At 30.2% G+C, this 15,133-nt stretch carries 12 protein-coding genes; 4 read left to right on the top strand and 8 right to left on the bottom strand.

All coding sequences use genetic code 11. The annotated features are described in order from the left end of the window. Nucleotides 1-22: 22 nt before the first annotated feature. The 6 genes from sufD to ACULEV_RS17595 all read right to left on the bottom strand — a co-directional run bounded on the left by sufD (nucleotide 23) and on the right by ACULEV_RS17595 (nucleotide 4,844). Entirely contained in the window at nucleotides 23-1,339 is a 1,317-nt protein-coding gene (gene sufD / locus ACULEV_RS17620; protein ID WP_445456360.1) for a Fe-S cluster assembly protein SufD, read from the bottom strand. Nucleotides 1,340-1,401: 62 nt separating this feature from the next. Continuing rightward, nucleotides 1,402-2,151, bottom strand: a complete 750-nt coding sequence (gene sufC, locus ACULEV_RS17615; protein ID WP_445456359.1) for a Fe-S cluster assembly ATPase SufC — start codon at nucleotides 2,149-2,151, stop codon at nucleotides 1,402-1,404. Nucleotides 2,152-2,161: 10 nt separating this feature from the next. Further along, on the bottom strand, nucleotides 2,162-2,647 hold the full coding sequence (locus ACULEV_RS17610) for a flavodoxin family protein (protein WP_445456358.1): 486 nt from the start codon (nucleotides 2,645-2,647) through the stop codon (nucleotides 2,162-2,164). 3 nt (nucleotides 2,648-2,650) lie between these two features. Then, nucleotides 2,651-3,046: a hypothetical protein gene (locus ACULEV_RS17605; RefSeq protein WP_445456357.1), complete on the bottom strand. Its 396-nt coding sequence runs from the start codon at nucleotides 3,044-3,046 to the stop codon at nucleotides 2,651-2,653. 11 nt (nucleotides 3,047-3,057) lie between these two features. After that, entirely contained in the window at nucleotides 3,058-4,506 is a 1,449-nt protein-coding gene (gene sufB, locus ACULEV_RS17600) for a Fe-S cluster assembly protein SufB (RefSeq protein ID WP_445456356.1), read from the bottom strand. A gap of 8 nt (nucleotides 4,507-4,514) precedes the next feature. Beyond that, on the bottom strand, nucleotides 4,515-4,844 hold the full coding sequence (locus tag ACULEV_RS17595) for a HesB/IscA family protein (RefSeq protein ID WP_445456355.1): 330 nt from the start codon (nucleotides 4,842-4,844) through the stop codon (nucleotides 4,515-4,517). 169 nt (nucleotides 4,845-5,013) lie between these two features. On the opposite strand from ACULEV_RS17595, the gene ACULEV_RS17590 reads away from it, so the two are divergent. From ACULEV_RS17590 to ACULEV_RS17580, 3 genes are all read left to right on the top strand, one after another. After that, entirely contained in the window at nucleotides 5,014-5,874 is an 861-nt protein-coding gene (locus tag ACULEV_RS17590; RefSeq protein ID WP_445456354.1) for an MBL fold metallo-hydrolase, read from the top strand. Nucleotides 5,875-5,951: 77 nt separating this feature from the next. Continuing rightward, nucleotides 5,952-7,547: a S8 family peptidase gene (locus ACULEV_RS17585; RefSeq protein ID WP_445456353.1), complete on the top strand. Its 1,596-nt coding sequence runs from the start codon at nucleotides 5,952-5,954 to the stop codon at nucleotides 7,545-7,547. 78 nt (nucleotides 7,548-7,625) lie between these two features. Further along, on the top strand, nucleotides 7,626-9,503 hold the full coding sequence (locus ACULEV_RS17580; RefSeq protein ID WP_445456352.1) for a M1 family metallopeptidase: 1,878 nt from the start codon (nucleotides 7,626-7,628) through the stop codon (nucleotides 9,501-9,503). Nucleotides 9,504-9,556: 53 nt separating this feature from the next. Here the strand turns inward: ACULEV_RS17580 and ACULEV_RS17575 are convergent, their stop codons facing one another. Both ACULEV_RS17575 and ACULEV_RS17570 read right to left on the bottom strand, forming a co-directional pair. After that, nucleotides 9,557-10,255: a S24 family peptidase gene (locus ACULEV_RS17575; protein WP_445456351.1), complete on the bottom strand. Its 699-nt coding sequence runs from the start codon at nucleotides 10,253-10,255 to the stop codon at nucleotides 9,557-9,559. A gap of 340 nt (nucleotides 10,256-10,595) precedes the next feature. Further along, nucleotides 10,596-11,267 carry a hypothetical protein gene (locus ACULEV_RS17570; protein ID WP_445456350.1) on the bottom strand — a complete coding sequence of 224 codons (672 nt, stop codon included), beginning with the start codon at nucleotides 11,265-11,267 and terminating at the stop codon, nucleotides 10,596-10,598. Nucleotides 11,268-11,611: 344 nt separating this feature from the next. Between ACULEV_RS17570 and ACULEV_RS17565 the strand changes: the two genes are divergently transcribed. Then, on the top strand, nucleotides 11,612-15,112 hold the full coding sequence (locus tag ACULEV_RS17565) for a hypothetical protein (RefSeq protein WP_445456349.1): 3,501 nt from the start codon (nucleotides 11,612-11,614) through the stop codon (nucleotides 15,110-15,112). Nucleotides 15,113-15,133: the final 21 nt, after the last annotated feature.

Raw genomic sequence — 15,133 nt, 5'->3', positions numbered from 1 at the left:
AAACTTCATTTTAAATCTTTTCCTACAACTCAAATCCCATTTTTACACCTAACTTATTAGCTATAATTTTAGTGATTCTTTGTTTTAATTCTGGTATTTTGATACTTTCAATTACTTCATTTGAAAATGCATACATTAGCAATGCTCGTGCTTCTTTTTTAGGAATTCCACGTTGTTGCATATAAAACATAGCACTTTCATCTAATTGTCCAATGGTACAACCATGTGAGCATTTTACATCATCTGCAAAAATTTCTAATTGTGGCTTTGCGTTGATTGAAGCTTTTTCACTCAATAAAATATTGTTATTTTGTTGGAAAGCATCTGTTTTTTGCGCTTCTTTCTCTACATAGATTTTACCATTGAAAACACCTGTTGCACTATCTCCAATTATTGTTTTATAATTTTGATGGCTTTCGCAATTTGGTTCTGCATGATGTACTAATGTGAAATGATCCACATGTTGCTTATCTCCAATGATTGTGATGCCTTTTAAGGTAGAATCGATACGTTCTCCTTGATGATGGAAATTTAAGTTGTTACGAGTGATATTTCCTCCAAAAGAAAATGTATGCACTGCTACTCTACTTTCTTGTTTTTGTGCTATGTAAGTATTGTCAATCAAATTAGCCGTTTGCACATCATTTTGAATTTTGTAATAATCCACATTGGCTCTTTTTTGTGCAAATATTTCAGTAACACTATTCGTTAAAACTGGATTTGAGTTTAAACTTTGGTGTCGTTCAATAATTTGTACGTGTGTATTTTCTCCAACAATAATTAAATTTCTAGGTTGTACCATCAAAGCGGCTTCTGTTCCTGTAGAAAAATAAATAATTTCAATAGGTTTGTCTGCAACTTTACTTTTTGGTATATTAATAAATGCTCCTTCTTGTGCAAATGCAGTATTTAAAGAGGTTAATGATTCATCTTTATTAGCTATTTGATTAAAATACGTTTCTAAAGTAGGTTTGTATTTTGGCTTTGTTAAGACAGATGACAATAAACATACATCAATTCCTTCGTGTGTTGTTGATGATAAAAAGGAACTAAATTTTCCATCTATAAATACTAATTTATAAGTATCTACTTCATGAAGAAAGTATTTTTTTACATCTTTAAATTCAATTGCATTTTCTTGCTTTGGGAAAACCGAAAAATCATTCTTTAAAATTGCATTTAGAGAAGTGTATTTCCAAGATTCCTCTTTTTTGGTTGGGAAGCCTTTGCTTTCAAAGTTTTTTATGGCTTGATTTCGTACTTCATGCAAATTGGAATCCATATCGAATTTTTCTTCAATTGCAATGTATGACGAAAGTAATTTATCTTTTAAATCCATTGTTTTTTAGTTTACAGTTAATAGTCGCAGTTTACAGTCTGAATACTGAACACTGAGACCACTTACTGAATTTCCGCTTTTATCCAGTCGTATCCTTTTTCTTCTAATTCTAAAGCTAAAGAAGCATCACCAGATTTTACAATTTTCCCATCCATTAAAACATGTACAAAATCGGGAACGATATATTCTAAAAGCCTTTGATAATGTGTAATAATTACTACAGCATTATCTTTGCTTTTTAATTTATTAACACCGTTTGCAACGATTCGAAGTGCATCAATATCTAATCCTGAATCTGTTTCGTCTAAAATGGCTAATTTTGGTTCTAACATAGCCATTTGAAATATTTCATTTCTTTTCTTTTCACCACCAGAAAAACCTTCGTTTAAAGAACGAGAAAGAAATTTTTTATCCATTTCTAACAATTCCGACTTTTCACGAATCTTTTTCAACATCTCGTTAGCAGGCATGTCTTCTAATCCTTTTGCTTTTCGACTTTCGTTAATAGCCGTTTTAATAAAGTTAGTTACAGAAACCCCTGGAATTTCAACAGGATATTGAAACGAAAGAAAAACTCCTTTGTGTGCTCTTTCTTCTGGAGCTAATTCGGAAATTTCTTCTCCATCTAAAAAGATTTCTCCTTTAGACACTTCATAGTTTTCATTTCCAGCTATTATTGAGGAAAGTGTTGATTTTCCAGCACCATTTGGTCCCATAATAGCATGAACTTCTCCTGCTTTAACCTCTAAATTAATTCCTTTTAATATTTCTTTGTCTTCAACTGAAGCGTGTAAATTTTTAATACTTAACATTGTCTATATTTTATATAAAAGCTAATTCTAAATTTTGTGTTTCTTCAGGCTTGTCTGCATTAAAATGCTTTTGTCCTAAATAATTCATTCCTAAATAATCCGCCGATTTTTTAAAAGGAATATAAAAATCATAATCAATTTCACTATCGTGCGAATTTGAAATAACTGCCATGTTTTTACCTCTTAATTTTCTGCCTGTTTCCTTTTCTATTCGAATTAAATCAGAAAATCTATCAAAAAATACTTTCATTATACCACTCATACTATACCAATATACTGGTGTTGCAAAAATTAAAGTATCGTACTTTTCAATTATTTCTTTTACTAATTCAAAAAAATCGTCATTTCTATTCTTGCTTTCGTAATCATAATAAGAAAAAACATAATCACTTAAGTTCACAACTTCAATATTGAATTGACTTGAAATTTCACTTACAATTCGTGTTGTGTTGCCATTTTTACGGGAAGAACCAACTATGATTACTGATTTACTCATTCATTAATTACTTTTTAATTCTTCTATTTCCTCCTTTTTCTCAGGTAAAATTTCTAAAAAGTAATAAACAATTTCTGATATTATTCCTGTAAATACAAAAAGTAACACCCACATTAAAATTTTATTGTTTGTGTCATTTTTATTTGATTTAGTAAGATGAATAATATCGAAAATCTTTATTCCTAAAGATATTAATACAGTAAGGATTAAAATAACAAATGCTCCTATAAATCCTCTAAAAAAAGCCATTGGTGGATTTCCTTCTAAACTATCTTTTTCTAAGCTTTCTATGTTTCCAATGAAAAAAGAAAAAAAGAAAACGAAATATCCAATCATACCAATAATTGGCAAGAAATGTAAAATTCCGATGAGTGTTTTTTGTGTTTTGGTTAAATTCATGATTAATTTTTTTATCCTACAGAACCTTCTAGTGATATTTCCAATAATTTTTGTGCTTCAACAGCAAACTCCATTGGTAATTTATTTAATACTTCTTTACTAAAACCATTAACAATTAAAGCAATTGCTTTTTCAGTTGGAATTCCTCTTTGATTACAATAGAAAACTTGGTCTTCACCAATCTTTGAAGTAGTGGCTTCATGTTCTATTTTTGCAGAGGTGTTTTTACTTTCAATATATGGAAAAGTATGTGCTCCACATTCGTTACCCATTAGTAAACTATCGCATTGAGAAAAATTACGTGCATTGTCTGCTCTTGAAGAAATTTGAACCAAACCTCTATAACTATTTTGTGATTTTCCAGCAGAAATACCTTTTGAAATAATAGTTGACTTGGTATTTTTGCCTAAATGAATCATTTTTGTTCCCGTGTCTGCTTGCTGAAAATTATTGGTAACTGCAATTGAATAAAATTCACCAATTGAATTATCTCCTTTTAAAATACAAGATGGATATTTCCAAGTTATTGCAGAACCTGTTTCAACCTGTGTCCAAGATATTTTTGCGTTTTTTTCACACAAACCTCTTTTGGTTACAAAATTATAAACTCCTCCTTTACCTTCTTTACTTCCTGGATACCAATTTTGAACAGTAGAATATTTAATTTCAGCATTATCCAAAGCAATAAGTTCAACAACTGCAGCATGCAATTGATTTTCATCACGACTTGGAGCTGTGCATCCTTCAAGATAAGAAACATAACTTCCCTCATCTGCAATTACAAGTGTTCTTTCAAACTGACCTGTCCCTCCTTGATTAATTCTAAAATAAGTTGAAAGTTCCATTGGGCAACGAACTCCTTTTGGAATATAACAAAAACTGCCATCAGAAAAAACAGCAGAATTTAAAGCTGCATAAAAATTATCTTTTTGAGGCACAACTGTTCCTAAATATTTTTTAACTAATTCAGGATGCTCTTGGATTGCTTCAGAAATTGAACAAAAAATAATTCCCTTTTCTGCTAATGTTTTTTTAAATGTGGTAGCAACTGAAACCGAATCCATAACAATATCCACAGCTACACCACTTAATTTTTTTTGCTCATCTATAGAAATTCCTAATTTTTTGAAAGTTTCTAATAATTCTGGATCAACCTCATCTAAACTTTCATATTTATCCTTCTTCTTAGGAGCTGAATAATAAGATATTGCTTGAAAATCAGGCTTAACATAATTTACATTTGCCCACTCTGGCTCTATCATTTCTTTCCAAGCTCTAAAAGATTCCAAACGCCACTCTGTCATCCATTCTGGCTCATTTTTCTTTTTAGAAATAGCACGAACAATCTCTTCATCTAAACCAATAGGAAATGTATCCGACTCTATATCTGTATAAAATCCGTATTCGTATTCTTTGTTTTGTAATTCGACTTTTAAATCGTCTTCTGTGTATTTACTCATATTTTTTACTATAAAGAAAAAGATTCACCACATCCGCAAGTTCTTTGCGCATTTGGATTATTAAAAACAAATCCTTTTCCATTTAAACCTCCTGAAAATTCTAAAGTAGTTCCAATTAAATAAAGAAAACTTTTTTTCTCAACTGCAACTTTTACATTATTATCTTCAAAAACTTTATCATTTTCTCCTATTTCTTTGTCAAACTTTAACTCATAAGATAAACCTGAGCAACCACCGCTTTTAACACCCACTCTCACAAAGTCTTTAGTGGCATCAAAACCATCATGGCTCATCATCTCAATGATTTTTTTACTAGCAGTATCAGATACTTTAATCATAACCTAGTTATTTTGATTTTGTCTAAATTAACTGCAAATATAATTCATATAATGCTTATTACAAGGTTTCATAACATTTTTATAACTTATAAATTCATAACTTTTATTTATAAGTGAGTATTCGATTCAATTTCTTTTGAAATTTTGTAAATTGCAAAAAATTCTTCAAATGAACTTATACCCTATTGAAGCGGGTAATTTTAAACTAGATGGAGGTGCAATGTTTGGTGTTGTGCCAAAAACCATTTGGAACAAAACTAATCCTGCTGACTCTAATAATTTAATTGATATTGCAGCTCGTTGTTTATTAATTGAAGATGGTGACCGACTAATCTTAATTGATACAGGAATGGGTACAAAACAATCTGATAAATTTTTCGGTTATTATCATCTTTGGGGAAATGCTTCTTTAGACAAATCCCTAAAAGAGAAAGGATTTCATAGAGATGATATTACCGATGTTTTTATGACACATCTCCATTTCGATCATTGTGGTGGTAGTGTAAATTGGAACAAAGACAAGACAAGTTATGAAATAGCTTTCAAAAATGCAAAATTTTGGACTAATGAAAATCATTGGGAATGGGCTACAAAACCAAACGCAAGAGAAAAAGCCTCTTTTTTAAAAGAAAACATATTACCTATGCAAGAAAGTGGGCATTTACACTTTATTTCTAGACCAAAAAATGGATTTCTAAATGAAAGCGAACTTGGTTTTGGTATATTTTTTGCAGATGGTCATACAGAGAAGCAAATGATTCCTATGATTAAATATAAAGGGAAAACAATATGTTTTATGGCAGATTTATTACCTACAGCTGGTCATATTCCATTACCCTATGTAACAGGTTATGACACTAGACCATTATTGTCTATGGATGAAAAAGATATTTTCTTAAAAACTGCAGTTAATCAGAATTACTATCTTTTTTTAGAACATGATGCTCATAATCCTATCATTACTTTGCAAAATACAGAAAAAGGAATTCGTTTAAAAGATGTTTTTACCTGTGAAGAAATCTTAAAATAGTGTTAACACATTAGTAAAATGTAATTTTTAAAGCAGAATTTTGTCTAATACTAATAAAATACAATAATTTAATATAAATGAGAAATTTAAGACCAATTTATTTATCTACTGCATTAGCACTTATACTGGCAAGTTGCGGTGGTGCAAAACAAATAATTTCAACACCTATAGCTAATATTGATACTTTACCTCTTAAAGTCACTCCATTAGCAGAAAATGATTTAAAAAGATGGAGCCATCTAGATTTAGTAAAAGATACTGTTCCTGGAATGAGTGTAGATAAAGCTTATACTGAATTGTTAAAAGGAAAAAAAAGTACTACAGTTATTGTAGGAATTGTTGATTCTGGTGTAGATATTCGTCATGAAGATTTGAAAAGTGTTATTTGGGTTAACCCAAAAGAAGTAGCAAATAATGGAAAAGATGATGACAATAATGGCTACATAGACGATATTAATGGTTGGAATTTTCTTGGAGACAGTAATAACGAACAGTTAGAAATGACTCGTATTGTAAAACAAGGACCTGGAACTCCTGAATATGATAAAGCAAAAGCAGAACTTGATGCTGAAGTACAAACTGCAACACAAAGAAAACAATTTTATGAAAATCTTTTAAATTCAGCAAAAGAATTACAAGACTATCTTAAAAAAGAAGATTTTACAGAAGCTGATTTAAAAGCAATGACAACAGATAGCGAAGCTTTAAATAATTATAAAGAATTCTTTTTACAAAGAGTTTTTCCAGATGCAACAGTTGCAGATTTTAAAAAACAAGTAAAAGAAGGAATTGATCATTTTGCAGATCAGTTAAATTATAATTTCAATGTAGATTTTGATGGTCGTTCAATAGTAGGTGATAATCCAAATGACATTAATGACACTAAATATGGTAATAATAATGTAATTGGACCTGATCCAGAAGGTGCTAAACACGGGACTCACGTTTCTGGTATTGTGGCTCAAGTTCGTGGTAATAAAAAAGGTGGAGATGGAGTAGCAAATAATGTTAAAATTATGGCTGTGAGAGCAGTGCCTAATGGGGATGAATATGATAAAGATATTGCTTTAGGTATTCGCTATGCTGTAGATAACGGAGCAAAAGTAATTAATGGTTCTTTTGGAAAATATTATTCTCCTCACAAAGAATGGGTTCAAGATGCTTTAAAATATGCCGCTTCAAAAGATGTCTTAGTTATTTTTGCAGCTGGTAATGATTCAAAAGATTTAGATGTTGAAAACAAATACCCAAGTGATTCTTATGATGGTACACCAGAAATTTCTAACAACGTTTTAATCATTGGAGCATTAGCCCCAAGTTATGGTTCCAAAATGGTTGCTACTTTTTCAAACTATGGAACTAAAAATGTAGATATATTTGCCCCAGGTGTTAAAATCTATGCTACAACCCCTAATCAAACGTATGAATATTTACAAGGAACCTCTATGGCTTCTCCAAATGTTGCTGGTGTAGCTGCTTTAATTCGTTCTTATTATCCAAAATTAAGCGCTACTCAAGTAAAACAAATAATCATGGATAGTGGAATTTCATTAAAGAATGATGTAGCTGTTGGTGATGACCAACACAAATCTAATTTTTCAACAATTTCAAAAACTGGAAAAATTGTTAATGCTTACAATGCATTATTAATGGCAGAGCAAATGTCTAAATAATAAAAACAAGTAACCTTAAATAAACAAACCACAAAGAAAAACAACTGTTTCCCTTTGTGGTTTTTAATTTTAAAAAGTATGAAAAAAATAGTAATATTCACTTTGTTTTCGTTTTTTGGTTTTAGCCAAAATAATCCAAATCCTGGTTATTGGCAACAACATGTGGACTATAAGATGGATGTGGACATGAATGTTAAAGATTTTCAATATAAAGGTTCACAAGAATTAGTTTATACAAATAATTCTGCAGACACTTTATACAAAGTTTTTTATCATTTATATCCAAATGCTTTTCAACCTGGAAGTGCTATGGATTCACGTTTACAAACCATTTCAGATCCAGACAGAAGAATGGTTAAAACTTTTAAAGTTGAAAATAAAGAAGTACAAGAAAGTAAAATTAGTACTTTAAAGCCAGATGAAATTGGATATTTAAAAATTTCAAATTTCAAACAAAATGGTTCAGAAGCAAAAACCAAAGTAGTTGGTACAATTTTAGAAGTAGAACTAAATCAACCTATTTTACCAAAACAAAAAACTACTTTTACATTAAATTTTGATGGTCAAGTTCCATTACAAATTAGACGTTCTGGTAGAAATTCTGAGGAAAATATTGCATTATCTATGACCCAATGGTATCCAAAAATAGCTGAGTATGATTTTGAAGGTTGGCATGCGGATCCATATATTGGAAGAGAATTTCATGGTGTTTGGGGAGATTTTGACGTAAAAATTACAATTGACAAAAATTATACTATTGGAGGAACAGGTTATCTTCAAAATAAAAATGAAATTGGTCATGGTTACCAAGACAAAGGAATAGAAGTAAAACATTCTAAAAAAACAAAAACATTAACTTGGCATTTCGTTGCTCCGAATGTTCATGATTTTGCTTGGGGTGCAGATAATGATTATATTCACGATATGATTTTAGGTCCAAATAATGTAGAATTGCATTTTTTCTACAAAAACAAAGCAGAAAATCTTGAAAATTGGAAAAAATTACAACCAAAAACAGCAGAATTATTAGAATTTTATAACAAAAACATTGGTTTATATCCTTACAAACAATATTCTGTTGTACAAGGAGGAGACGGTGGAATGGAATATGCAATGTGTACTCTTATTACTGGTAACAGAAGTTATGGAAGCTTAGTAGGTGTTACAGCTCATGAATTTGCACATTCATGGTTTCAACACATTTTAGCATCTAATGAATCTAAACATGAATGGATGGATGAAGGTTTTACTTCTTTTATCTCAGACTTAGCAATGGAAAGTGTTATGCCTTCCAATGAAAAAGAACAAAACCCATTTCAAGGTGCTTATAATAACTATCGCTTTTTAGCTAAAACAGGAACAGAACAGCCGCTATCGACACATGCAGATAGATATGATGCCAATAGAAATTATGGAATATCAGCTTACAGCAAAGGAGAAGTTTTCTTATCTCAACTAGGGTATGTTATTGGTGTAGAAAATTTAATGAAAACCTTGAAAAGGTATTATAACGATTATAAATTAACACACCCTACTCCAAATGACATTAAAAGAAGTGCAGAAAAAGTTTCAGGGGCAAATTTAGACTGGTATTTATTAGATTGGACACAAACAACCAATACAATTGATTATGCAGTTAAAGAAGTGGCTGAAAACAATTCTAAAACCATAATTACACTTGAAAGAATAGGAAGAATGCCAATGCCAATTGATCTTCTTGTTGTTTATGAAGATGGTTCACAAGAAACTTTTTATATTCCAAATACTTTAATGCGTTGGGAAAAACCAAATCCATACTCTTTAACTAGAACAATTTTAGAAGGTTGGGATTGGGCTTCACCAACATTTTCCTTTTCAATAGAAAAACCAAAGTCTAATATACAAGCAATAGTTATTGATCCAAGTGGTTTAATGGCAGATGTAGATTTAGAAAACAACGTTTTTGAAAAAAAATAATTTCTAATAGAACAATTAAAAAAAGGGAATCTAATAATAAAGATTCCCTTTTTTTAATTCATCGAGTTAATTCTAATACTTGCTTTAACAAGTGCTAAAGCCTTTATTTTAGACATCTCTACATCTTTGTCCTGATGATGCTTGTTTTGGCTCACAAGCCTTACAAATCCATTTTGTTCCGATTTTTGAATGTACTTAACTGTTATGTATTCTTCACCACTCATATCCATACTTAACAAATACATTTCTCCCCAAAAAATCTCATTTTTAATATCATTTACTTCTTTATACAAAACAATATCACCACTTTTTAAAAGGGGATACATACTATCTCCTGTTACATAAACAGCTCCATCACATTTTGGTAATCTAGGAATGGAAATATAATCTAAAGGGGTTTGTGTAGTTCTATCTTGAAATAATGGAACCAATCCAGCTACTGCTTCAATATCATATAAAGGAATTTGTTGCGAATCTAAACTTTTATCGGTTTGTAAAGCAAAAGTATCTACGCTTTTATTAAGCAAAAAGTCTTCATCTTCTTTAAACATTGTACCTTTTCCAGTAAGAAGCCAAATTGGATTTAAATCAGAATAAATAGACAGAATATTTTCTATCACATTAGAGCCTATACTTTTCCCTTCTTTCACAGCCTTAGAAATACTACCTCTTCCCGCTCCAAGACTATTTTCAAAAGCATAAAAACTAAATCCTTTTTTGTCAATATATTGACCTAATCTTTCTGAAACCATTGTTATTAGCATTAAATTCATACAAACATACGAATATTTTCATTAAAAACAATATTTATTAGATTTTTTTCTATTAATAAAAGATAAAATAAGTCTTAAAATTCACAATTCGCTTAATAAAAAAAACACCATACAATTATAAAAACTGTATGATGTTTATAATTATTCAAAAAAAATCTTACCCTACTTGCTTGAATAATTTATTTATTTTTAGAGGAGAATGTATTATATTTAAATCCTATTGCAAATATATATTCTCACTTTAAACTAGAAATCACTATAAATAGTGATTTTAAAAAATTAGGCTGAATTTTTCAGTCATTTTTAACCTAATAGATATCTAAAGCAATTTTTCTATTTCATTCTTTAATTTTTTTCTATCTTCAAGAATTGTATTACTTATTTTTTCTTTTACACAAATGACTAATGTCCTATTTAAAATATGAGTTTCCAACTCATCTGTTACAACTATTTTAATACTATCAATACTATTTTTTACTTCATTACTACTTACCTCATCTATTAAAATACTTTCAAAAACAATTGGAATTTGTTCTAAAATTCTATAAACCAATTCTCTATGAATTTCTACTTCACTATCCATTAACACCTCTATTTTCTTTCCTAAGTGCTTATTTAGGTCATCTTCAACATTCTTACCACATCTTTTCAATTCTAAAAGGCCTATTTTCTTTGTTCCCTTATTTGTTTCAGATAAAAGAAGATAAGCATTGAAATCTACAATAGTAATTCCAGAAATGAGTTTGCAATTTAACAATGTAATACTACTCTTTGTATCGTTTTGATTTCTAGTTTCGAGCCAAATATTTTGCATAGATGAAAATTCTTGAAACTTGACAATTCTTCCACTAAGAACTAACCCATTTGCTAAAAGCACATCGACTTTTAACAATTCTAAACTATCTTCAACTTTCTCTGCAAATAAACTCACTTTTTTACACATCTCAATAACAGAAATGTGCTCTACCGTTTTAAAATATTCTAAATACATTTTTTATTAAATAAAGGGTTTAAAGAAATAATCATACTATTCTTATAAATATGATTCTAACAAATCTATAATGAATTACTTACTCTATAATCACTATTTATAATGATTTATTTTCCTAGGTCAATTTCTTAAATAATAGATTTTTTTCACACACAATGCTCAAATAATCATACAAATACAAAATAATTAGATTTTTTTCTTCAATACATTTGTATAATAGAAAATAATCTTTTATATTTGCATTGTAATTGATTTAAAAGATGAATTACTAAGAATATATTCTTTTCTAAATGGATGCGCAACCAAATAGATAAATTTTTACCTAATTATTTAATTTAAAAAAAATGAGTACAGAAATTAAAAACACGCTCTTCCGATTTGTGACCATAAGAACTCCTGAATCCTTAGAAAAAGAAACTGTTGACAAAGCGTTTGTAAAACATCCTGAAATGGAGGAAACTAATGAAACCTTTACAAGTGTCTATCTCTCTGAAGTACAAGGAATCAAAACTGGAAAAAGAAATGCTTTAAAAGAGGCAAGTGGAAACTTTGAAGATTTCGCTTTAACAAGAAAAGAACAGTTATTTGAAAATGAAATAATTACTAAGCAATTTCTTGATTTTTCAATATGGCTAACCAAAAACAGAAACAGTTTTACTAAAGAAGACCTGAATAATAAAATCACAGCAAACCAAAATATACTTGAAGGTATAGAGAGAAATCTTATTATTGAGTTATGGGATAATCTATTCTATCAAATAGTTAACTCGCAATCAAGTTATTTAAGAGATACCATTTTATCTGTTTTAGTAGCTAATTTTTTTCTTAAAAACTATACATCTGTCATTGAAGACATCAATGAATTAAGAAAATTAGCTCAAGCTAGAGTTATAATACCAAGATCATTATTTGAAAAAGAAAGCACTTCTGCAAAAGAAGCTTTAAAAAGACAAGCTTTGTCAAATTTACCAGAAAACACAAAAAACCTTGATAAAGAAGTTCAAGCCATTGTAAGTAATCAAAAAATTGAAATGCTTAAAAAAGCAGTTGATGAACTGAAGTTTGCACAAAAAAAATATCAAAATGAAAATCAAAAAGCGTATGATATAGCTTATAAAACCAATCAAGCTTTAGTAAAAACAGCTTATGATACTGCTCAAAAAGTAGAAAAAACTTACATTGATCCTGAAACCAACCAAGAAAGAACGGTTACAGAATATGTCGATTTAGTCTTACCTTCTTTTGAGTTTACCAATTTAGAAGAGTTAGACATGACAACTATTACAGATAGTGTCTCAGAAGAAACAGCATCAATCGTAGAAAATAGTATTGCAATCCATGATTTTGAAACATTTAATCAAGTGAATGATTTTATAAATTCTGAGATTGTTTCACAAACTAATTCATTTTTTACAAGTAACAATGCAAATCAAACTCTTATTAGTACAAATGGTGTCCTAATTCCAGTTGCTAATTCAAATACAGATACTTCTAATGCTTTCACTATTTCTGGAGTTGGTTTAGGTTTTACGCCAATAATGCCATTGCAAATTTTATTCAACCAAATTCCAAATGTATCAGACATTGTTTCTGCTTCATATACAGTAGGAGGCAAAGATACAGTCTCACAAGCAAGTACTACATTTGAAAGCACTATTGTAAACGGTAAGTTAACAGCTACAATTTTTACCGAAGGACTAGCTCTTAATGAACTAACAAATTTCGACCTTTCTGGAGAATTTGTTTTAACCAATGGTACTACAGTGATTTTTTCAGGCATAATTAAAGCATATATACCAAAACTGGGTGTGATTGGAGGCTATAGTGTAAAAGGAAAAGGAACTTTTGAATTAGAACTTCTTGATAACACTATTGATATTGGAGATGGCAATACAGGAAATGTAATTGATTATATTCCTACTGGATTTGGTATAAGTCGTTTAGGAGTAGCCGATTATAGAAAAGTAGAGCAAGAAGTATGTTGTTATGTTCCTGGTGAAGTTTCTCATATTGAAAATGTTATGGCTCGTGAGTACAAAGAAAAAACTACGCGTCGTTTAAGAAGAACAGAAGATACAACAACAGTTAGTAACGAACAAGAAATTGAAAAATTAACTGACACAACCTCAACCGATCGTCATGAAATGAACCAAGAAGTGAGTTCTCTTTTGGCTGAAGACACACATCAAGGAAGTTTCGTTAATGCAGGAATTTCATATGGTGTTTTGTCATTAAATGCTGGAGCTGATTTTGCTACAAACACCACTTCGGAAGAATCTAATTCTCAAGCAGTAACTCATGCCAAAGAAATTACAGAAAGAGCGTTAGACCGTGTGGTGAAGAAAGTGAAAGAAGAACGCATTTCTAAGATTATTGAAGAATTTTCCGAAGAAAACACACATGGTTTCGATAATAGAAAAGGAGATAATCATGTTTCTGGAGTATATCGCTGGATTGATAAAGTGTATAAAAACAAAATAGTGAATTATGGCAAGCGATTGATGTATGAATTCATGATTCCTGAACCTTCATCCTTTCACAATTTAGCCACTCAGGATAAAACCAATTATGATTTAATTCTAGAAAAACCTATCGACCCAAGAAAACCTTCAGATGAAACTGCTTTACTGTTAGATAATACATTTGACCAAAAATATTTGAATTGGGCAAAAAAATACAATGTAGCTATTCCTGAAAGGCCTGTACAAAAGATTAAAATAAGCAAATCGGTTGATTTTTCAGGAGATAGAGCAGGTTCAAGTGGAACTAAAGAATTTAATATTCCCGCAAACTATGCCATTACAGAAAACACAAAAATTCATTTCTCATGGAGAAAATGTGAAACTTATCCGGGAATCATTTTCTCTGTAGGAAATACATCTTATTCCTATTCTGGTGGACATGGAGATATTTCAATTAATTCCAGTCAATTAAAAGGGATAACAGACACTTTAGCGGTTAGTTACACTTCATGGGATATAAACAAAGTGACAATCTCCTTTACAATTGAATGTGAATTAGTATCAGAAATTAAAGAAAAATGGAAATTAGAGACTTTCAATGCTATTATTAAAGCGTATGAAGAAAAATTAGCAGCCTATAACGAACAATTAGCGGCTTTAAAATCATTACAAAGTGAAAAAGTAAAAACAAACCCTAATTTTTACCGTCAAATTGAAAATATGGTGTTGCGTAAAAACTGTATGGAATATTTAGTTAGTAATGAAGCGCTAGGAAAAGATTATTTGCTTACTTCTAGTGCTTTAAACGGTAACCGAGTAAACTATAATTCTCTAGAGTTAGAGACCTATACTGCAAAGGTAAAATTCTTTGAACAAGCTTTTGAATGGAATTTAATGAGTTACTATTTCTACCCTTTTTATTGGGCTAACAAAGAGAATTGGAAAGCATTATATAACATTAATGATATTGATGACCCAACGTTTAGAGCCTTTTTACAAAGTGGAATGGCAAGAGTAATACTTACCATAAGACCAGGTTTTGAAGAAGCGGTTAACTGGTATATGGCAACAGGTCAAGTGTGGAATGGTGGTCAAGTACCTACCATGGATGACGAACTATTTGTTTCTATCATAGAAGAACTTCGCAACCCAGAAGGAGAAGTAGATGAAACTTGGGAAAGCAGAGTGCCTACTTCATTAACGCTAATTCAAGCAGGAAGCATTGGATTAAATGTAGAAGGATTGCCATGCAACTCAGATTGTGGAGACCACTTATTGTTTGATTCTGATATGAACCCAATTGTTCAAACAAATACAGCAATAGGAGATTCAGAAACAACAACTGAAACTCCTGTGGATGAAGAACCACCAGCTGGTGCATAAAATAAATTTATTATTAACCTT

It is taken from the genome of Flavobacterium sp. HNIBRBA15423, assembly GCF_052655965.1.
This window is presented reverse-complemented; position numbering and strand designations above follow the sequence as displayed.